This window comes from Hephaestia mangrovi (assembly GCF_019880555.1).
In the GTDB taxonomy this organism is placed as follows: Bacteria; Pseudomonadota; Alphaproteobacteria; order Sphingomonadales; family Sphingomonadaceae; genus Sphingomonas; species Sphingomonas mangrovi.
The window spans coordinates 494,678-514,054 of the sequence record NZ_JAINVU010000001.1; the positions used below are offsets into that span (position 1 = coordinate 494,678).

A 19,377-nucleotide genomic window follows, 5' to 3' on the forward strand; every position below is an offset into this window, starting at 1 on the left:
TTGCGGGCGGCATCTTCGCTCAAACAGGTGACGGTCTCAAGGCGGCGGCGCCGCAGTTGCCGTCGTCAGGCGGCCTCGAGCGCAGCGATGAAGCGTTCGCGCCACCATGTCACGTCATGATCGCGAACATTGTCGAACATCGGCTGCCAGCGAGCAATACGCTCTTCCCTCGGCATCGCCAGCGCGGTGCCGATCGCCTCGGCGATGTCGTCGGCGGAATAGGGGTTTATCATCAGCGCGCCGGTCAACTGCTCGGCCGCGCCGGTGAAGCGCGAGAGGATCAGGACGCCGGGATCGCGCGGATCCTGCGCGGCGACGAATTCCTTGGCGACCAGGTTCATGCCATCGCGCAACGAGGTTACGAGGCCGATCCGCGCGGCGCGATAGACGCCGGCCAGCGTGTCGCGCGGATAGCCGCGGTTGACGTAGCGGATCGGCGTCCAGTCGATATCGGCATATTGGCCGTTGATCCGGCCCGACAGCGAATCGAGATGATTGCGGATCGCCTGGTAGCTCTCGACGTCGGTGCGCGAGGGCGGGGCGATCTGCAGCAGATAGACCAGCGCGCGGCGATCGGGATTCTTTTGCAGGAAACGCTCGTAGCCGAGGAAGCGCTCGGCCAGCCCCTTCGAATAATCGAGCCGGTCGACCCCGATGATCATCTGCCGGCCGACCCCGCTTTCGAGCACGCGCATCTTCACGTCGCGAGCGTGATCGGTGTTGGCGTTGGCGATGAAATCCTTCGAATCGATGCCGATCGGGCAGGCGATCGCGCGGATCGTGCGCCCGCCGACCGTGATCCGGCCGTTCTCGCCGAGCGTCCCGCCCATTTCATGGGTGACATAGTGGCGGAACGATTCGAGCCATTCGGCCGACTGGAAGCCGACCACGTCATAAGCGAACAATGCCTCCACCAGCCGCTTGTGGTCGGGCAGCGCGACGAGCAGCCGCGTTGGCGGCCAGGGGATGTGCAGGAAGAAGCCGATGCGGTTCTTCATGCCGTGCTGGCGCAGGATCCAGCCGAGCGGGATCATGTGGTAATCGTGCACCCACACCACGTCGTCGGGCATGATATGCGGCGCGACGATATCGCCGAACACGCGATTCACCCGCTCGTAACCGCCCTGATAATCACGTTCGAACTCGGTGAGATCGAGCCGGTAGTGGAACAGCGGCCATAAAGTCGAATTGGCATAGCCGTTGTAATATTCGTCGATTTCTTGCGCCGTGAGGTCGATCGTGCCCGAGGTGACGCCGGCATGGGTTTCGAAATCGAGCTTGTGATCTTCGCCTGCATGCCCCGACCAGCCGAACCAGATGCCCTCGCTTTCCCGAAGCGCGGCGGTGAGCGCCACGGCGAGGCCGCCCTGCGCGGCGGGCTGATCGGGTTTTGGCGCGGAAACGCGGTTCGAGATGACGATGAGACGGCTCAGCGGATGGCACTCCATGGTTTGGATAGCAGAACGGCACAGTTGATCATTCCGACGAGCGAATAGGTCTGGGGATAGTTCCCCCACAATTCACCTGTGTTGGGATCAATATCCTCGCTGAGCAGGCCGGCGGGCGTGCGACGCTCGAGCATTTCCTCGAGCAGGATGCGGGCATCGGCGTCGCGGCCGGTGAAATGCAGCGCCTCGATCAGCCAGAAGGTGCAGACGTTGAACGCGGTGTGGGGCAGGCCGAAATCATCTTCGGTGGCATAGCGCAGCATGTGGCTGCCGCGGCGCAGGCCATCCTCAACCGCTTTCAGCGTGCCGCGGAACCGGGGATCGTCGGGCGCGAAGAAGCGCAGATCGAGCAACTGGATCAGGCTGGCGTCGAGATCGTCGCCGGCGAACGTGGCGGAGAGACGGTTGGTCTCCGGACGCCACGCTTCCTCCTCGATCTTCCGGCGCATGGTCTGCGCGCGATCCTGCCAGAATTCGGCGCGTTCGGTGAGGCCGAGCGCGGCGGCGGCGTTGGCGAGACGGTCGCACGCCGCCCAGCACATCGCGGCGGAATAGGTGTGGACGTGGCTCTTGGTGCGCAATTCCCACAAGCCGGCGTCGGGCTGGTCATAGACTTGCCAGGCGCGCTCGCCGATCGGCTCCAATGCCTTGAAATCCTCGACCCCGCCGACGCGCAGCAGGCGGTGGTCGAAGAACGCCTGGACATTGGACAGCACGATCTGGCCGTAAGCGTCGTGCTGGACCTGCTCATAGGCCTGGTTGCCGACGCGCACCGGGCCCATGCCGCGATAGCCCGACAGCGCCTTGGCCTCATATTCGATCAGCGTCTGCTCGCCGCCGACGCCGTACAGCGGGTGGATGTGGCCGCCGGCGGCATTGTCGACGATGTTGCGGAGGTATTCGAGATAGGCTTCGAGGACATCGAGCGCGCCGAGGCGGTTCAAGGCCTGGACGGTGTAATAAGCGTCACGAATCCAGCAGAAACGATAATCCCAGTTGCGGCCCGAATCGGCATGTTCGGGGATCGAGGTGGTCAGCGCAGCGACGATCGCGCCGGTCTCCTCGTGCTGGCACAGCTTCAAGGTGATCGCCGAACGGATCACCGCTTCCTGCCATTCCACCGGCGTGGCGAGGCCGCGCACCCAATGGCGCCATTCCTCCGCCGTGCGATCGAGCATCGTCTCCAGCGCCTCGACGATGTCGGCGGTGAAGCTCTCGTCGGGGCCGAGGAAGAAGTGCAGCGAGCGTTCGACGCGGAACAGCCGCTCATCCTCGATCCAGCCGATCGGCGCATTGGTGGTGAGCCGCAGCACGCTTTCCTCGACCAGATAGCGGATATGGTTCGAGCCGCGGGTGTGATCGGCCATCGCGCCGCCCCACGCCCGCGCCGGGCGCAGCCGGACGCGGATGCGCGGTGCGCCGGCAACCGGACGGACGATTCGGGCGAAGGCGACCGGCCGGTACATCCGGCCCATCCGCTTGAAGCGCGGGCAGAAATCGATCACTTCGATGGCGTTGCCATGGAGATCGGTGTGGCGCGTGACGAGGATCGGCGTGTTGCGCAGATAGGCCTGCGTCGTCTCTACCTTGCCGTCGAGATCGATCTCCCAGAAGCCGAACGCGCCTTTGCCCGCGGGCGGCTTGTCGTCGAGCAGCGAGCAGAAGGCGGGATCGCCGTCGACGCGCGGCGTGCAGCCCCAGACGAATCGGCCGGAGCGATCGACCAGCGCCGAGACCTGGCAATTGCCGATCGGCCAGAGATCAAGGGTCGCGGTCAAAGCGCGGTCCTCAGGAAAGCGTGGACCGCCGCGACGTCGGGCAGGCGATAACCGGCGGCGGTTTCGCGGCTCGCCCCGATCAGGATGCCGGCGCCGCCGAGCCGCGCGCAGGCGGCGAAACCCGGCTCGTCGGTGAGATCGTCGCCGAGGAACACCGGCCGATGCCCGGCGAACGGCGCGCGCGCCATCAGCGCGGTGATCGCCGAGCCCTTGTCGTGGCCGGGCAGGCGCAGCTCGACCATCATTTTGCCGTGCTGAACGTCGAGCGCGTTCTCGCGCGCGAAATCCTCGACCAGCACATGCGCCTCGCGCTCGGCTTCTGGGGCGAGGCGATAATGCACGCCGACGCCGAGCGGCTTCTGCTCGATCACCACGCCGTCGCGCCCGCCGAGCCGATCGGTGAACAGATCGAGTGCGGCATCGAGCGCGGCGGGGCGCTCCGGCCGTTCGATCGCGCCGCCGGCGAGGCGCGTCTCTGCGCCGTGGCTGCCGACCATGCCGAGCGCCGTACCGTGGCTGGCGAGAAAGCCGTCGAGCGTCGCGATCGAACGCCCGCTGACCAGCGCCACGCGCCCGCCGAGCTGCGCGCCGATACCGGCGAGCAGCCGCCCGAGCGCGGCATCGACGGCGACGGCATCGGGACGGTTGGCAAGCTCCACCAGCGTGCCGTCGAAATCGAGGAACAGGCTCGCGCCGTCAATTAGCGCGGCGGGCGGCGGCGGAAGGTCGCGAGTGTCGGCCATTGCGGCCTTCATAACGGCTGGCATGACGCGGTGAACCCCTTGCGGCAAACTTTGTTGCACTGCACTCGTTACGCGAGCGTTCCGCGGCGGTTGCTTTGTCCGCGCATCGGCCTAGATCGCCACGTGATGATCGACGACGACAAGCGACTCGCGGCCGAGGCAGCGGTGGCGGAGATCGAGGACGGCATGCTGGTCGGGCTCGGCTCGGGCTCGACCGCGGCCTTCGCGATCGCCGCGATCGGCAAGCGGGTGAGCGAGGGGCTGGAGATCGATGCCGTCGTGACCTCGCTGGAAAGCGGGCGACTGGCCGCGCGGCACGGCATCGAGCTGCTCGATTTCGAGGATGTCGCGACGGTCGATCTGGTGATCGACGGCACCGACGAGATCGACCCCGCCTTCCGCGCGATCAAGGGCGCGGGCGGCGCGATGATGCGCGAGAAGATTGTCGCCAATGCGGCGAAGCGGATGGTGGTCGTCGCCGACGGGCGCAAGCGGGTGGCGCGGCTCGGCGGGGTGCCGGTGCCGGTCGAGGTACTGCCGTTCGCGCGCAGCGCCGTGCTGGGCGAGTTGCGCCGGCTGGGCGCCGAGCCGGTGTTGCGCCGGGCGGGGGCCGATCCCTATCTGACCGATCAGGACAATATTGTGTTCGACTGCGCGTTCGCCGCGCTCGACATGCCCGACGAGCTTGCCGTGGCGCTGTCGACGATACCGGGCGTGCTCGCCCACGGCCTGTTCCTGCGCGAAGTCGACGCCGCTTATATCGCCACCGGCGGCCGCGTCGATCGGCTCGAACGGCATTGAACGAAACAAAGCCGCGCGCATCCGCGTTCGGCACCTAGCTGGGGAAGACAAGCATGACCGACACCGCGACCACCAACAAGCCGCCGAGCGATCCGGTCCACGAAGACGGCAGCCCGGAGCGGCTGGCGATCGACACGATCCGCACGCTGGCGATGGACGCGGTGCAGAAGGCCAATTCGGGCCACCCCGGCACGCCGATGGCGCTGGCGCCGGTGGGTTATACTTTGTGGTCGAAGTTCCTGCGCACCGATCCCGACGCGCCGCACTGGCCCAATCGTGACCGTTTCGTGCTGTCGGTCGGCCATGCCTCGATGCTGCTTTACGCGCTGCTGCATCTCGCCCAGGTCAAGGAAGTCGATCGCGACGGCAAGCCGACCGGCAAGCCCGCGATCAGCCTGGAGGATATCGAGAATTTCCGCCAGCTCGGCTCGAAAACGCCGGGGCATCCCGAATATCGCCACACCACCGGCGTCGAGACGACCACCGGGCCGCTGGGGCAGGGCTGTGGCAATTCGGTCGGTATGGCGATCGCCGAGCGCTGGCTGGCCGCGCGCTACAATCGCGACGGCTTCGCGATCTTCGATCACGACGTCTACAATCTGTGCGGCGATGGCGACATGATGGAAGGCGTCTCGGCCGAGGCGGCGAGCCTGGCCGGGCACCTGAAGCTTTCCAACCTGTGCTGGATCTACGACAGCAACCATATCTCGATCGAGGGCGGCACCGATCTCGCATTCGACGAGGATGTCGGCGAGCGCTTCCTGGCCTATGGCTGGAACGTCATCCATGTCGATGATGCCAATGATTGCAATGCCCTGGCCGACGCCTTCGAAGCCTTCCGCCAGACCGACGACAAGCCGACGCTGATCGTCGTCCATTCGGTGATCGGCTGGGGGTCCCCACGCGCCGGCACCGCCAAGGCGCATGGCGAGGCGCTGGGCGAGGACAATGTCCGCATCACCAAAGAAGCATACGGCTGGCCTGACAAGCAGTTCTATGTGCCGGATGGCGTCGCGGAAGCGTTCAACAAGGCGATCGCCGATCGCGGCCGGCCGTTGCGCGAGGAATGGGAAAGCCTGTTCGCGCGCTACAAGACGGCGCATCCCGATCTCGCCGCCGAGGTCGAGCATATGCTGGCGGGCACGCTGCCCGACGGCTGGGATGCCGATATCCCGACCTTCGATGCCGATGCCAAGGGCCTCGCCTCGCGCGATGCCGGCGGCAAGGTGCTGAACGCGATCGTTCCCAAGGTGCCCTGGCTGCTCGGCGGCTCGGCCGACCTCGCGCCTTCGACCAAGACCGACATCAAAGGCGCGCCCTCGTTCGAGGCGAATGATTACGACGGCACCAACTTCCACTTCGGCGTGCGTGAGCACGGCATGGGCGCGATCGTCAACGGCATGACGCTCTCCGGCCTGCGCGGCTACGGCTCCACCTTCTTCGTGTTCCTCGATTACATGCGGCCGCCGGTGCGCCTGTCCGCGTTGATGGAGATCGGCGCGGTGTGGGTCTACACGCACGATTCGATCGGCGTCGGCGAGGACGGGCCGACCCACCAGCCGATCGAGCAACTGGCGATGCTGCGCGCGACGCCGGGAATCGACACGATCCGCCCCGGCGACGCCAATGAGGTCGCCGAGGCGTGGCGCGCGACGGTGACCGACGGCGGCCACCCGACCGCGCTGGTATTGTCGCGTCAGGCGATGCCCACGCTCGACCGGACCAAATATGCCGGTGCAGAGGGCGTGGCAAAGGGCGCCTATGTGCTCGCCGACAGCGACGACCCCGAGGTGATCCTGATCGGCACCGGCTCCGAGCTGGCGCTGGTCGCCGAGGCGCACGAAAAGCTGAAGGCCGAGGGCGTCCGCAGCCGCGTCGTTTCGATGCCGAGCTGGTATCGCTTCGAGCTGCAATCGGACGATTACAAGCAGAGCGTGTTTCCCGATGGGATCACCGCGCGGCTGGCGGTCGAGATGGGCGGCGAGCTCGGCTGGGATCGCTACGTCGGACGGCGCGGGCGGACGATCACCATGTCGACCTTCGGCGCGTCGGCGCCGATCGCCAAGCTGGCGGACAAATTCGGGTTCACCGTCGACAATGTCGTGAAGGTGGCCAAGGAAATGCTGGAGACCAAGTGATGGGTAAGCTCAACGAACTGGAAAAGCTCGGGCAGGCGGTGTGGCTCGATTTCGTCGACCGCAAGTTCCTCGAGGAGGGCGGGCTGAAAAAGCTGGTCGAGGAGGATGGGCTGTCGGGCGTTACCTCGAACCCGTCGATCTTCGAAAAGGCGATGGGCCACGGCACGGCTTATGACGGCAGCCTGGCCGATTACGACAAGGCGCATCCCGACGCGCCGACGATCGACCGTTACGAGGCGCTTGCCGTGCAGGACATCAAGGCAGCGGCCGACACGCTCAGGCCCGTCTATGACCGGCTGAATGCCAAGGATGGTTATGTCAGCCTGGAGGTCTCGCCCTATCTCGCCGACGATACCGACGCGACCATCGCCGAGGCGGCGAAGCTGTGGAAGATGGTCGGCAAGCCCAATCTGATGATAAAGATTCCGGGCACCGAGGCCGGCGTGCCGGCGATCGCGGCGACGATCGCGGCGGGCATCAACGTCAACGTGACATTGCTGTTCGGGATCGAGGCGTACAAGAAGGTCGCGCTGGCCTATGTCGAGGGGCTCGAGCAGCGCGTCGCGCGCGGCGAGCCGATCGACAAGATCGCGTCGGTCGCGAGCTTCTTCGTCAGCCGGATCGACGGCAAGATCGACGCCGCGATCGACAAAATCGGCACCGAAGAGGCCAAGGCCATCCGCGGCAAGGTGGCGATCGCCAACGCCAAGCTGGCCTATCAATGGTATCTCGATTTCATCAAGTCGGATCGCTGGCAGAAGCTCGCGGCCAAGGGGGCAATGGTGCAGCGGCTGCTGTGGGCATCGACCAGCACCAAGGATCCGAGCTATCCGGACACGCTGTACGTCGACACGCTGATCGGCGAGGACACGGTCAACACGCTGCCGCCGGCGACGATGGACGCGTTCCGCGACCATGGCACCCCGGCCGAGACGCTGACCAAGGACATCGACGACGCGAAGCACGTGCTGGCCGAGGCGGACCGGCTGGGCCTCGATCTCGACGGCGTCACCGACACGCTGGTCGAGGAAGGCGTGCAGTCGTTCGCCAAGGCGTTCGACACGCTGCTCGGTTCGATCGCGGCGAAGCATCCCGCGACGGCGTGACCTTCCTTTTGACGCCGCCTCCGATCGATCGGGACGGCGTCTTTCCTGACCCCAATCGGAGAAACACATGAAAATCGGCGTCATCGGGCTCGGCCGCATGGGCGGCAACATTGCGCGGCGATTGATGCAGCACGGGCACGAAGTGGTCGGCTGGGATCGATCGGCCGATGCGGTCGCCGATGTGGTCAAGGACGGGATGACCGGCGCCGACGGGCTGGAGGACATGAAAGCCAAGCTTGGCAACCACGCCACGTTCTGGGTGATGCTGCCCGCCGGCGCGCCGACCGAAAGCACGATCAAGGAACTTGCCGGGATCATCGCCCAGGGCGACGTCATCATCGATGGCGGCAACACCTTCTACAAGGACGATATCCGCCGCGCGAAGGCACTGCGCGAGAAGGGCATCCACTATATCGACGTCGGCACCTCGGGCGGCGTGTGGGGGCTCGAGCGCGGCTATTGCATGATGATCGGCGGGCCGGACGAGGAAGTGCGGCGGCTCGATCCGATCTTCGAGGCGCTGGCGCCGGGGCTCGGCACGATCCCGCGCACCAAGCGCAAGGAAGGCGAAGACCCGCGCGCCGAGAAGGGCTATATCCACGCCGGCCCGGCCGGGGCGGGCCACTTCGTCAAGATGGTTCACAACGGCATCGAATACGGGCTGATGCAGGCCTATGCCGAAGGGTTCGATATCCTGAAATCGAAGTCATCGGACAAGCTGCCCGAGGATGAGCGGTTCGACATCAACCTGACCGACGTTGCCGAGGTGTGGCGGCGCGGCAGCGTGATCTCGTCATGGCTGCTCGATCTCACCGCCTCGGCGCTGGCCGCGGATCAGATGCTCGAACAGTTCGAAGGCAATGTCGCCGATTCGGGCGAGGGCCACTGGACGATCGAGGCGGCGATGGAGGAAGCGGTGCCGGCCAATGTGCTGACCGCCGCCTTGTTCGCGCGCTATCGCAGCCGCGTCGAGCATACCTTTGGCGACAAACTGCTTTCCGCGATGCGCTTTGGTTTCGGGGGCCACGTCGAGATCCCGCAATGACGCTGGTCGTCTGCGATGTCGACGGCACGCTGGTCGATTCGAACAAGGCATTGAGCGAGGCGAACAAGGCGGCGGTCGCGCGGTTGCGCGCGGCCGGACTGGGCTTCACGATCATCAGCGCGCGGCCGCGATCCGGCATGATGTGGATCGCCGAGGCGCTCGATCTCGATGCGCCGATGGGCGCGTTCAACGGCGGCATCGTGTTCGATCGCGATGGCGAGATCTGCGCCCACGAGACAATCGAGCCGGAGGTTGCCCGGGGCATGATCGACCTGATGGCCGGCGCGCCGGTCGATCGCTGGGTGTTCGCCGACGATCGCTGGTATGCAAGCTCGGGCGAGGGTGTGCATGTTGAGCATGAGATACGCGCCTCAAACCGGCAACCGATCGTCACCGGCGATATCGCCGCGCTGCTCGACCATGCCGACAAGATCACCTTCGTCAGCGACGACCAGCCGCTGCTCAACGGGCTGCACGATCGCGCGGCGGCGGCGTTCGGCGCGGCGGCGACGGTGGTGCAGTCACAGACCTATTATCTCGATGTGACCGCACAAGGCGCCAACAAGGGCGACGGCATCGCGGCACTGGCGCGCGCGATGGGCGTCGATCTTGCCGACACGATCGCGATCGGCGACCAGGCCAACGACCTGGCGATGTTCGCGCGCGCCGGGCGCTCGATCGCGATGGGCAATGCGACCGAGGCGGTGAAGGCGCAGGCCGACGACGTCACCCTGTCCAACGATGAGAGCGGCGTCGCCCATGCGATCGATACGCTGATCCTGCGAGCGATGGCATGAAGACGCTGGTCGCGTTCGATCTCGACGGCACGCTCGCCGAAAGCAAGCAGGCGTTGACCGACGACATGGCGGAAGCGCTTGCCGACCTGCTCGGCGTGGCCGATGTCGCGGTGATCTCGGGCGGGGACTGGCCGCAGTTCGACAAGCAGGTGGCGAGCCGGTTGCCGCAGCGTGCCGACCGCGGCCGGCTGTGGCTGATGCCGACCACCGGCACCAAGCTCTACACCTATCGAAATGGTTCGTGGTCGGCGGTTTACGCCGAACTCTTCTCGGACGATGAGAAGAAGGAAATCGTCGCTGCCTTCGATGCCGCGCTCGATGCGACCGGCTTCGTGCCCGAGCGGAGTTGGGGCGAGCGGATCGAGGATCGCGGCAGCCAGATCACCTTTTCCGCGCTCGGCCAGCAAGCGCCGCTCGACGCCAAGGAAGCGTGGGATCCCGATCACGCCAAGCGCAAGGTGATCCAGGTCGATCTGCAGCGGCGGCTGCCGGGGCTGGCGATCAACATCGGCGGCACCACCTCGATCGACGTGACGCGCGCGGGCGTCGACAAGGCCTATGGCCTCAGGAAACTGAGCGAGCAGAGCGGGATCGCGCTCGACGCCATGCTGTTCATCGGCGACGCGATCTTCCCCGGCGGCAACGATTATCCGGCCAGGGAACTCGGACTCGACACCGTCAAGGTGCGCGATGCGCAGGATACGATGAGCGTGATCGCGGCGGTGGTCGCCTGCCTGAAGGACTAGTCGGTCGTCGCAATCGGCGATAGGGCGGCGCGATGATCGAGACCGTTCTGCCGCCCGCCATCGTCCTCGTCCGTCCGCAGCTCGGCGAGAATATCGGCAAGGCGGCGCGCGCGATGCTCAATTTCGGGCTGACCGAGATGCGTCTCGTCACCCCGCGCGACGGCTGGCCGAACCCGAGCGCGGGGCCGGCCGCGTCGGGCGCCGATATCGTGCTGGAAGGCGCGCGGGTGTTCGACAGCGTTGCCGAGGCGGTGGCGGATTGCGCGCATGTCTATGCGACGACGGTGCGCAAACGCGGCGTGACCAAGCCGGTGCTGACGCCCGAAGCCGCGTCGCGCGAGATCCACGGGCAGGTCGGGCGCTCGGCGATCCTGTTCGGGCCCGAGCGATCCGGGCTGGAGACCGACGACGTCGCGCTGGCGCGGACGATCGTGACGGTGCCGATCAATCCCGAGTTCGGCTCGCTCAACCTCGCGCAGGCGGTGATTCTGGTCGCTTATGAATGGTCGAAGGGGATGGCGCTGGCCTCGCCGCCCGAGACCGAGCTCGATCCGCCGGCATCGCAGGAGGAGTTCGAAGGCATGATCGGGCAGCTCGACGACATGCTCGAACGCACCGGCTTCTTCCATCCGCCCGAGCGCACGCCGGCGACCAGGCGAACGCTGCGGACGATGCTGACCAAGCCGGGCTGGTCGAGCCAGGAATTGCGCACGCTGCGCGGCGTGCTGAGCGCGCTCGACGGCGCGAAGCGGCCGCGCGGAGGATAGGCGTCCGCGCGGGGGGTCAGCGTTTGCCGAACCCCGTCATCGAATAGGGGCGCGCGGCGACGGAGGTCGCCCAGGTCTTGTTGGGCGTCGCCTGCATGGTGAAGTGCAACTCGCCGCCGCTCTCGATCTCGTCATGCGTGATGTAGCTGCGGGTGAGCGGCTTGCCGTTGAGCGTCACGCTGCCGACGTAGCGGTTCGCGTCGGACAGATTGTCCGCGGTGATCGTGAAATGCTTGCCCGACGGCAGATTGATGACCGCCTTGTCGACGAACGGCCTGCCGATGACATATTGCCCGCTGCCCGGCGTCACCGGATAGAAGCCCATCGAGGTGAAGATCAGCCAGGCCGACATCTGCCCGAGATCGTCATTGCCCGCGAAGCCATCGGGCGTGATGCGATACTGGCTGTCGACGATCTGCTTCAGTCGTTCCTGCGTGCGCCATGGCTGGCCGGCATATTCGTAGAGATAGGCGACCGAATGGCTCGGCTCGTTGCCGTGGATATATTGGCCGATCAACCCGGCGATATCCTCCGAGTCCGAATAATCGAGCTTCGAATTGTCGTAATTGAACATCGCGTCGAGCTTCTTGACCGTCGCCGCGTCGCCACCCAGCGCCTTGATAAGCCCGCCCTCGTCCTGCGGCATAAACCACGAATATTGCCAGGCATTGCCCTCGGTATAATCCGAGCCGTATTTGATCGAGGTCGGCGTGAACGGCTCGCGGAACTTGCCGTTTGAAAGTCGCGCGCGGACCCAGCCTTGCTTGAAATCGAAGCTGTTGCGCCAATTCTGCGCGCGCTTGAAGAAGGTCGCGGCGATATCGTCCTTGCCCATCTTCTTGGCCATCATCGCGATGGTCCAGTCGTCATAGGCATATTCGACCGTCTTCGATGCCGCCTCGGGCTCGTGGTCGATCGGCACATAGCCGAGCTTCATGTAATCCTTGAGGTCGCCATATTGGCCATAGGTTGCGCTGGCGACCATTGCCTTGAGCGCGGCGTCGGCATCGAAGCCCTTGATGCCCTTGAGATATGCGTCGGCGATGACGGGCACGGCGTGATAGCCGATCATGCACCAGGTTTCCTGCCCCTGGAACTGCCAGACGGGCAGGATGCCGAACGGGCTGTCCTGTTGGCTGGCGATCAGCGAGTTGATGAAATCGGCATTCTTCGCATCGGGCTCGATGATCGTCATCAGCGGATGCTCGGCGCGGAAGGTATCCCATAGCGAGAAGGTCGAATGGAAAGTGAAGCCATCGGCCTTGTGGACCTGATTGTCCGGCCCGCGATAGCGCCCGTCGGCATCGCCCGCGACCGAGGGAGCGAGCAGCGTGTGGTAAAGCGCGGTGTAGAAGCTGGTGCGCTCGTCCTTGGAAGCGGACACGTCGATCGCGCTCAGCGCCGATTGCCACGCGGCGACGGTCTTGGCCTCGATCTGATCGAAATTGCCGGGCTCGCTGGCGAGATTGGCGATCGCGCCCTTTTCGTCGACCGACGAGATCGCGATCTTGACCTCCAGCGGCTTGGCCAGCGTGCCGAAATCGAACCGCCCGACGAGATCGCGCCCGGTAATCGCCTGCACGTCGTCCTCGCCGCGCCCGGGGCCCTGAAAGCCCTTGTAGACGACGTCATCGCCCCGATCGACGAAGGCATGGTCCTTGAGCGGGGCGGAGAAGCGCATCGCGAAATAAAGCTTGCGATCGGGCGCCCAGCCGCGCGTCTGGCGGCTGCCGACGATCGTGCCGTCGGGCATGATGCGCAGCGACGACCACAGCACCTTGCCGGGGTAATTATAGATGCTCGATCGCATGTCGAGGACAAGGTGCGCTGCCTGGCTTGCCGGGAACGTGTAACGGTGCACGCCGACGCGCGTCCCCGCGGTCATTTCGGCGCGGACGCCGGGGTCTGAGAGCGTCACCGCATAATAGCCCGGCCGCGCCGTTTCGGTATCGTGGCTGAAGCGCGAGCGATAGCCCGAGCCGGGGGTATCTGACGTGCCCGGATCGAGCTTCACCGCCGCCGCGTCGCCGACCGCCGGCGCGATCAGGAAATCGCCGAGATCGCTGTGCCCGGCGCCCGAGAAATGCGTCATCGAGAAGCCGAGGATCGTCGGATCCTTATATTGATAGCCGGCCGCCCACGGATAGCTCTGCTTGAAGTTCTTGATCTCGGTGTCGGGGCTGAGTTGGACCATCCCGAACGGCGCGGTCGCGCCCGGGAAAGTGTGGCCACCGCCGCTCGTCCCGATCATCGGATCGACCGCATCATAGGCGCTCGATTGCGGCGGCGCGGCGAAGCCCGCGATCGAGGTGGAGACCAGGGCTGCTGCACCGAGCAGCCGGGCGACGCGCGAGCGGGTGAATGTCATGCGGGCGGTTAAAGCAAATCGTTTTCGATAAGTCACCCGACTTCGCGCCGCGCCTGCTTGTCGCTATACCGAAACAATGGCCATCCGCACCGCACCGCGCCCCAACGCCGATCCCGACGCCGACTGGAGCCTCCCCGCCTGGCTCTATCACGATCCCGATTATTTCGCGGTCGAGATGGCACGCGTGATGCGGCCAAGCTGGCAGGTCGTCTGCCACGTCAGCGATATTCCCGCGGCGGGCGATTGGCACACGCTCGAGTTTCTCGGCGAAAGCATCCTCGTCATTCGAGGGGGCGACGAAGAGGTGCGCGCTTTCACCAATGTCTGCCGCCATCGCGGCTCCCGGCTGGTGGACGGCAGCAGCGGCTGCGCGAAGAAGCTGGTCTGCCCCTACCATGCCTGGACTTACGATCTCGATGGACGGCTGGTGGGTGTGCCGAACCGCCGCGATTACGCGTCACTCGACATGACGGCCAGCGGCCTCGCGCCGGTCGAACTCGAACTCTGGCGCGGCTTCGTCTTTGTCCGGCTCGAAGCGGGCGGGCCTTCGGTCGCCGCGATGATGGCGCCGTATGAAGCGATGATCGAGACCTATCGCTTCGAGAACTTGCGCGCGCTCGGCCGCGTCACGATGCGCCCGCGCGCGGTCAACTGGAAGAACGTCGCCGACAATTATTCGGACGGCCTGCATATCCCGGTCGCGCATCCCGGCCTCACTCGGCTGTTCGGTCGCGGCTACGGCGTCGAGGCCGAAACCCACGTCGATCGCATGTGGGGCGAACTGGTCGAGCGGCCGTCCGCGAACCTGTCCGAACGCGCCTATCAGCATTTCCTGCCCGCGGTGGCACACTTGCCCGATAGCCATCAGCGGCTGTGGCTCTATTTCAAGCTGTGGCCCAACGTCGCGTTCGACATCTATCCGGATCAGATCGACTTCATGCAGTTCCTGCCCGTGTCCCCCACCGAAACGCTGATCCGCGAGATCAGCTACGCGCTTTCCGATGATCGCCGCGAGATGAGGGCCGCGCGCTACCTCAATTGGCGGATCAACCGCCAGGTCAATGCCGAGGACACCGCGCTGATCGCGCGCGTGCAGGCCGGGATGGCGTCCGACAGCTTCACCGTCGGCCCGATCGGCGAGAGCGAGGTGTGCCTGCGCAATTTCGCGCGGAAGATCAGGGAGCTGATCCCGGAGGCGCGCGAGCATCGCAAGCCGGCGGGGTGGTCGCGATGAAATACGATGCCGTCATCATCGGCGCGGGGCACAACGGCCTCGTCTGCGCATTCTATCTCGCGCGCGCGGGGCTGAAGGTCCGTGTCGTCGAGCGGCGCGCCGTGGTTGGTGGCGCGGCGGTGACGGAGGAATTCCACCCCGGTTTCCGCAATTCGGTGGCGAGCTACACCGTCAGCCTGCTGCAGCCCAAGGTGATCGCCGACATGAAGCTCGCCGATCACGGCTATCGGGTGATCGAACGCCCGATCTCCAACTTCCTGCCGCAGCCCGATGGCGGCTATCTCAAGCTCGGCGGCGGGCTCGAGCGGACGCGGGCCGAGTTCCGCAGGTTCTCGAACCGCGACGCCGAAACACTGCCGACCTATTACGATGCGCTCGAAAACGTCGCCGAAGTGCTGCGCGATCTCGCGCTCAAGGCGCCGCCCAACGTCGGCGACGGGTTGCGCACGCTGATCGACGGCGCGGCGCAGGGCCGGCTGCTGGCGAAGATGCCGCTCGACCAGCAGCGCGACGTGCTCGACCTGTTCGTCAAATCTGCGCGCCAGTTTCTCGATGGCTGGTTCGAGAGCGAGCCGGTCAAGGCCGCATTCGGTTTCGACGCGGTGGTCGGCAATTATGCCAGCCCGGACACGCCCGGATCGGCCTATGTCCTGCTCCACCACGTCTTCGGCGAGGTCAACGGCAAGAAGGGGGCCTGGGGCCACTCGGTTGGGGGAATGGGGGCGATCACCCAGGCTATGGCCGCGGTGTGCCGCGAGGCGGGCGTCGAGATCAGCCTCGACTCGCCCGTCAGCCGCGTACTCGTCGAAAATGGCAAGGCGGTGGGCGTCAAACTGACGAGCGGCGAGGAAGTGATCAGCGACACGGTGATCGCCAATGTCGGGCCGAAGCTGCTGTACGAGCGCCTGATCGACCCGAGCGACCTGACCGACGAATTCCACCGCCGCATCCGCGCCTTCAAGGCCGGATCGGGCACCTTCCGCATGAACGTCGCGCTCTCCGAGCTGCCGCGCTTCACCTGCCTGCCCGAACCGGGCGAGCACCATCAGGCCGGCATCATCCTCGCCCCCACGCTCGATTACATGGATCGCGCGTTCACCGACGCGAAGATCCACGGTTGGTCGAAGCGCCCGATCGTCGAGATGCTGATCCCCTCGACCGTCGACGACAGCCTCGCGCCGCCGGGACAGCATGTCGCCAGCCTGTTCTGCCAGCAATTCGCCCCCGAACTCCCCGATGGTCGCGACTGGGATGACGAGGAGGATGCCGCCGCCGAGACGATCATCGACACCGTCGAGGCCGTCGCGCCCGGCTTCCGCAGGTCGATCCTCGGCACGATGATCCTCTCGCCCAAGGGGCTGGAGCGCAAATTCGGCCTGATCGGCGGCGATATCATGCACGGCAACATGACGCTCGACCAGCTCTGGGCGGCGCGCCCGGTGCTCGGCAACGCCGCCTATCGCGGGCCGATCCGCGGGCTCTATATGTGCGGCGCCGGCACCCATCCCGGCGGCGGCGTCACCGGCGCGCCGGGGCACAATGCCGCGCGCGAAGTGCTACGCGACCGCAGCCTGCTCGGCCGCTTCCGCCGCCGGGCGTGAGCGGCGCATCAGCAGGAACACCGGAATGCCGCTCAGGAACAGGATCGCGCTCCACTTGTCCGAGCCGAGCCCGATCCCGACCAGCGCCCAGATCGCGAAGGCGAGCCCCGCGATCGCCAGCGCGGGCACTGTCGGCCGGCGCCCGAAGCGGCCGCGGGCATATTCGGTCAGCGCGGCGATCATCACGAAGAAATAGACGATCAGCGTGATCGCGGTCGACATCATCCCCATGAACACGAACATCGCGCCCATCGACTTGGCGTAGTTCGAGGCGACCAGCACCGAGGCGAGCCCGCTCGACAGCAATTGCGCGCGCACGGGCGTCGCCCGCGCGGATAGCCGCGCGAACCAGCGCGGGAACAGCCCGTCATGCGCCAGCGCGGTGGGCAACTCGCCCTGCACCAGCACCCAGCCGTTGAGCGTGCCCAATACGCTGATCGTGGCGAACAGGGTAATCAGCGCCGCCGGCCCCGGCGCCCAGAAATGCGCGACGAAGGTGCCGAACGGCGCATTCGAACCGGCGATGGCGTCTGCCGGCATCATCAGGATGATCCCTGAGCAGACGATCAGATAGAACGCGCCCGTCGCCAGCGTGCCGAGCGAGGTGGCGCGCGGGACGGTGCGATCGGGATCGACCACGCGGCCGGCCGGCACGGTCGCGGCCTCGAAGCCGATCATCGGCCACATCGTCAGCCCCGCCGCCGCGCTGATCGCGCCCAATCCGATCGTCTCGCCGCGATACGTCGCCAGCGAGGCCGTGCCGTGCACCGTGAGCACGCCAATGACGATCAGGATCACCGCGGCGAACGGCACCAGCTTGAGCAGCGTCGTCACCACCTGCACGCGGCCGGCGATGCCGACGCCCCACAGGTTGATCGCGGTGAACAGCCAGATCAGCCCGATCGCGACCAATGCCGGCAATCCCGGCACCGCCGCAATCCCCGGAAAGAAGCTCGACAGATAGCTCACCGCCGCGATCGCGATCGCCGCATTGGCGCTCCACACCGATATCCAGTAGCTCCAGGCGACCAGGAAGCCGCCCATTTCGCCGAACGCCTGGCGCGCATAGACATAGGGGCCGCCGCTTTCGGGCATCACGCGGGCGAGATGCGCGAACACCCGCGCCATGCACAGCACCCCGGCGATCGCGACCAGCCAGCCGAAGACGGCATTCCAGCCGAACGGCGCCAGCGCCGCGGGCAGCAGGAAGATGCCCGATCCGATCATGCTGCCCATCACCAGCGCGAGGCACATCCAGAAACCGAGCGCGCGCGGCGGCTCGGCGGGTACGACGGTCACGGTCTCGGTCGTCGTCATCGGTGCCCCCCAAAAAGGCCCCACGGACGACGCAGCCTATCGGGCTTGGGCGAGCCGCGCCAGCGCCTTTCCGGTAACGCGTTCGATGCGCCATTCCGCGATCATCTCGGCGCCCTGGCTGGTGTAGAAATCGATCGCCGGCTGGTTCCAGTCGAGCACCGCCCATTCGAACCGCGCGCAATCGCGCTCGACCGCGATCGCGGCGAGATGCTTGAGCAAATGCGTGCCGACCTCGGTGCCGCGTGCCTCGGGCGTGACGTAGAGGTCTTCGAGATACAGGCCCTTCTTTCCCGTCCAGGTCGAGAAATTGTGGAAAAAGACCGCGAAACCCACCGCGGCGCCGTCGCGCTCGGCGATCACCGCCTCGGCGCATTTCTCGACGAACAGCGCGCGATCGAGCGCTTCTTCATCGGCCTCGACCGCATCGGGCTCGCGCTCGAACGCGGCGAGATCGCGCACGAAGCGCAGGATGGTGGGCACGTCGTTGCGCCCGGCGGGGCGGATGATGGTCATGCGGCAGCCTCCGTTTGCGGCGCGGGCTGGGCGGAGCCGCGCACCGCGACCACGCACCCGGCGATGATCAGCGCCGCGCCGCCAACCGTATAAGGCGACACGCGCTCGTCGAACACCAGGAAGCCGAGGATACCCGACCAGACGAACGCGGTATATTCGACTGGCGCCAGCACCTGCGCCTCGGCGCGCGCATAGGCCCAGGCGAGCATCACCGCCGAGATCGATCCGAGTACCGCCGCGCCGGCGATGCGCGGAAGCTCGGCGACCTCCGGCAACCCGGAAAACCACGGCGCGCCGAGCAGCAGCACGCCGCCGAGCACGATGCTGGTGAACAACGCCACTTCGAGCGAATCCGCCACCTGCGCCTGCCGTCTCAACAGGATCAGGCTCACCGCATAGAGCAGCGAGGCGACGAGGATCGCCAGCGATCCCAGCACATGCGCGGTCGAGGCCTGCGCCTCGATCTCGCCCGCGGCGATCGCCAGCACGCCGAGGCTGGCGACCGCCGAGCCCCAGATCGCGCTGCGCCTGATCCGCTCGCCCAGCGTCACCGCGGCGAGGTAGAGTGCGATCAGCGGCGCCAGGAAGGTCAGCGCGACGCCCTGCGCCATCGGCACGCGCACCAGTCCCCAGAAGAACAGCACCACCGAGGCGCCAGCCGCCAGCCCGCGCCACCAGTGCAGCCGCAGCGCCTCACGCGTCGGCCACGGCCGCCGCCGGACGAGGAACACCGGCCCGAGCAGCAGCACGCCGGCGATCGAGCGCCACAACACCGCGCTATACGCGCCACTGGCGATCGACAGCCCCTTCATCAGCGCATCCATGCACGAATAGCTGGCGATCCCGACCGCGGCGACGGCAAAGGCAAACTGGGGGCTCCGCGCACGGGTCATACGCGGTGGCATACCGCCCCCGCCGCGCCCGGCAAACCCAAACGATCCTCCCCGTTCACGGGGAGGGGGACCAAGCCGCAAA

16 protein-coding genes are annotated in these 19,377 nt (G+C 66.4%); 9 read left to right on the top strand and 7 right to left on the bottom strand.

Features of this window, described 5'->3' with window-relative positions; translation table 11 throughout:
* Window positions 1–65: 65 nt before the first annotated feature.
* The 3 genes from K7G81_RS02290 to otsB are packed head-to-tail and all read right to left on the bottom strand — an operon-like array spanning window position 66 to window position 3,969.
* Complete coding sequence (locus tag K7G81_RS02290; RefSeq protein ID WP_223029108.1) at window positions 66–1,448, bottom strand: alpha,alpha-trehalose-phosphate synthase (UDP-forming); 1,383 nt, start codon at window positions 1,446–1,448, stop codon at window positions 66–68.
* Window positions 1,430–3,226, bottom strand: coding sequence for a glycoside hydrolase family 15 protein (locus K7G81_RS02295; protein ID WP_223029109.1), 1,797 nt, complete (start codon window positions 3,224–3,226; stop codon window positions 1,430–1,432). Before K7G81_RS02295 ends, K7G81_RS02290 begins: the two co-directional genes overlap by 19 nt.
* The gene (gene otsB, locus K7G81_RS02300) at window positions 3,223–3,969 is read right to left on the bottom strand and encodes a trehalose-phosphatase (protein WP_223029110.1); all 747 of its coding nucleotides are present in this window, start codon (window positions 3,967–3,969) and stop codon (window positions 3,223–3,225) included. The genes K7G81_RS02295 and otsB overlap by 4 nt, the downstream gene beginning before the upstream one ends.
* 126 nt (window positions 3,970–4,095) lie before the next feature.
* On the opposite strand from otsB, the gene rpiA reads away from it, so the two are divergent.
* The 7 genes from rpiA (at window position 4,096) to K7G81_RS02335 (ending at window position 11,369) form a co-directional block, all read left to right on the top strand.
* Window positions 4,096–4,770, top strand: a complete 675-nt coding sequence (rpiA, locus tag K7G81_RS02305; protein ID WP_223029111.1) for a ribose-5-phosphate isomerase RpiA — start codon at window positions 4,096–4,098, stop codon at window positions 4,768–4,770.
* A gap of 53 nt (window positions 4,771–4,823) precedes the next feature.
* The gene (tkt, locus tag K7G81_RS02310) at window positions 4,824–6,908 is read left to right on the top strand and encodes a transketolase (protein ID WP_223029112.1); all 2,085 of its coding nucleotides are present in this window, start codon (window positions 4,824–4,826) and stop codon (window positions 6,906–6,908) included.
* On the top strand, window positions 6,908–8,014 hold the full coding sequence (tal, locus tag K7G81_RS02315) for a transaldolase (RefSeq protein ID WP_223029113.1): 1,107 nt from the start codon (window positions 6,908–6,910) through the stop codon (window positions 8,012–8,014). Before tkt ends, tal begins: the two co-directional genes overlap by 1 nt.
* A 67-nt stretch (window positions 8,015–8,081) precedes the next feature.
* Window positions 8,082–9,059, top strand: coding sequence for a phosphogluconate dehydrogenase (NAD(+)-dependent, decarboxylating) (gene gnd, locus K7G81_RS02320; RefSeq protein WP_223029114.1), 978 nt, complete (start codon window positions 8,082–8,084; stop codon window positions 9,057–9,059).
* Complete coding sequence (locus K7G81_RS02325) at window positions 9,056–9,856, top strand: Cof-type HAD-IIB family hydrolase (protein WP_223029115.1); 801 nt, start codon at window positions 9,056–9,058, stop codon at window positions 9,854–9,856. The genes gnd and K7G81_RS02325 overlap by 4 nt, the downstream gene beginning before the upstream one ends.
* Entirely contained in the window at window positions 9,853–10,602 is a 750-nt protein-coding gene (locus K7G81_RS02330; RefSeq protein ID WP_223029116.1) for an HAD-IIB family hydrolase, read from the top strand. Before K7G81_RS02325 ends, K7G81_RS02330 begins: the two co-directional genes overlap by 4 nt.
* A gap of 32 nt (window positions 10,603–10,634) precedes the next feature.
* Complete coding sequence (locus tag K7G81_RS02335) at window positions 10,635–11,369, top strand: RNA methyltransferase (RefSeq protein WP_223029117.1); 735 nt, start codon at window positions 10,635–10,637, stop codon at window positions 11,367–11,369.
* 16 nt (window positions 11,370–11,385) lie between these two features.
* On the opposite strand, the gene K7G81_RS02340 is transcribed toward K7G81_RS02335, so the two are convergent.
* Complete coding sequence (locus K7G81_RS02340) at window positions 11,386–13,737, bottom strand: GH92 family glycosyl hydrolase (protein ID WP_223029118.1); 2,352 nt, start codon at window positions 13,735–13,737, stop codon at window positions 11,386–11,388.
* A 76-nt stretch (window positions 13,738–13,813) separates the two neighbouring features.
* Here K7G81_RS02340 and K7G81_RS02345 point away from each other — a divergent pair, with 76 nt between their 5' ends.
* Together K7G81_RS02345 and K7G81_RS02350 are read left to right on the top strand one after the other, a co-directional pair.
* A complete protein-coding gene (locus tag K7G81_RS02345) occupies window positions 13,814–14,971 on the top strand; it encodes an aromatic ring-hydroxylating oxygenase subunit alpha (protein WP_223029119.1) in 1,158 nt (385 codons plus the stop codon).
* Window positions 14,968–16,572 (top strand): phytoene desaturase family protein, encoded by a 1,605-nt coding sequence (locus K7G81_RS02350; RefSeq protein WP_223029120.1) that lies wholly within the window; start codon window positions 14,968–14,970, stop codon window positions 16,570–16,572. The genes K7G81_RS02345 and K7G81_RS02350 overlap by 4 nt, the downstream gene beginning before the upstream one ends.
* Here the strand turns inward: K7G81_RS02350 and K7G81_RS02355 are convergent.
* From K7G81_RS02355 to K7G81_RS02365, 3 genes are read right to left on the bottom strand one after another with little or no spacing between them, the layout of a single operon-like run.
* Window positions 16,528–17,889, bottom strand: coding sequence for an amino acid permease (locus tag K7G81_RS02355; RefSeq protein WP_223029121.1), 1,362 nt, complete (start codon window positions 17,887–17,889; stop codon window positions 16,528–16,530). The two genes, K7G81_RS02350 and K7G81_RS02355, sit on opposite strands and share 45 nt — an antisense overlap.
* A 36-nt stretch (window positions 17,890–17,925) precedes the next feature.
* Window positions 17,926–18,402: a GNAT family N-acetyltransferase gene (locus K7G81_RS02360; RefSeq protein WP_223029122.1), complete on the bottom strand. Its 477-nt coding sequence runs from the start codon at window positions 18,400–18,402 to the stop codon at window positions 17,926–17,928.
* Window positions 18,399–19,295: a DMT family transporter gene (locus K7G81_RS02365; RefSeq protein ID WP_223029123.1), complete on the bottom strand. Its 897-nt coding sequence runs from the start codon at window positions 19,293–19,295 to the stop codon at window positions 18,399–18,401. Before K7G81_RS02365 ends, K7G81_RS02360 begins: the two co-directional genes overlap by 4 nt.
* Window positions 19,296–19,377 lie beyond the last annotated feature (82 nt).

Bases quoted from the DNA above. Each gene is read 5' to 3' on its own strand.
- K7G81_RS02290 (WP_223029108.1), bottom strand. From the start codon at position 1,448: ATGGAGTGCCATCCGCTGAGCCGTCTCATCGTCATCTCGAACCGCGTT.
- otsB (WP_223029110.1), bottom strand. From the start codon at position 3,969: ATGGCCGACACTCGCGACCTTCCGCCGCCGCCCGCCGCGCTAATTGAC.
- rpiA (WP_223029111.1), top strand. From the start codon at position 4,096: ATGATCGACGACGACAAGCGACTCGCGGCCGAGGCAGCGGTGGCGGAG.
- tkt (WP_223029112.1), top strand. From the start codon at position 4,824: ATGACCGACACCGCGACCACCAACAAGCCGCCGAGCGATCCGGTCCAC.
- tal (WP_223029113.1), top strand. From the start codon at position 6,908: ATGGGTAAGCTCAACGAACTGGAAAAGCTCGGGCAGGCGGTGTGGCTC.
- gnd (WP_223029114.1), top strand. From the start codon at position 8,082: ATGAAAATCGGCGTCATCGGGCTCGGCCGCATGGGCGGCAACATTGCG.
- K7G81_RS02325 (WP_223029115.1), top strand. From the start codon at position 9,056: ATGACGCTGGTCGTCTGCGATGTCGACGGCACGCTGGTCGATTCGAAC.
- K7G81_RS02330 (WP_223029116.1), top strand. From the start codon at position 9,853: ATGAAGACGCTGGTCGCGTTCGATCTCGACGGCACGCTCGCCGAAAGC.
- K7G81_RS02335 (WP_223029117.1), top strand. From the start codon at position 10,635: ATGATCGAGACCGTTCTGCCGCCCGCCATCGTCCTCGTCCGTCCGCAG.
- K7G81_RS02340 (WP_223029118.1), bottom strand. From the start codon at position 13,737: ATGACATTCACCCGCTCGCGCGTCGCCCGGCTGCTCGGTGCAGCAGCC.
- K7G81_RS02345 (WP_223029119.1), top strand. From the start codon at position 13,814: ATGGCCATCCGCACCGCACCGCGCCCCAACGCCGATCCCGACGCCGAC.
- K7G81_RS02350 (WP_223029120.1), top strand. From the start codon at position 14,968: ATGAAATACGATGCCGTCATCATCGGCGCGGGGCACAACGGCCTCGTC.
- K7G81_RS02355 (WP_223029121.1), bottom strand. From the start codon at position 17,889: ATGACGACGACCGAGACCGTGACCGTCGTACCCGCCGAGCCGCCGCGC.
- K7G81_RS02360 (WP_223029122.1), bottom strand. From the start codon at position 18,402: ATGACCATCATCCGCCCCGCCGGGCGCAACGACGTGCCCACCATCCTG.
- K7G81_RS02365 (WP_223029123.1), bottom strand. From the start codon at position 19,295: ATGACCCGTGCGCGGAGCCCCCAGTTTGCCTTTGCCGTCGCCGCGGTC.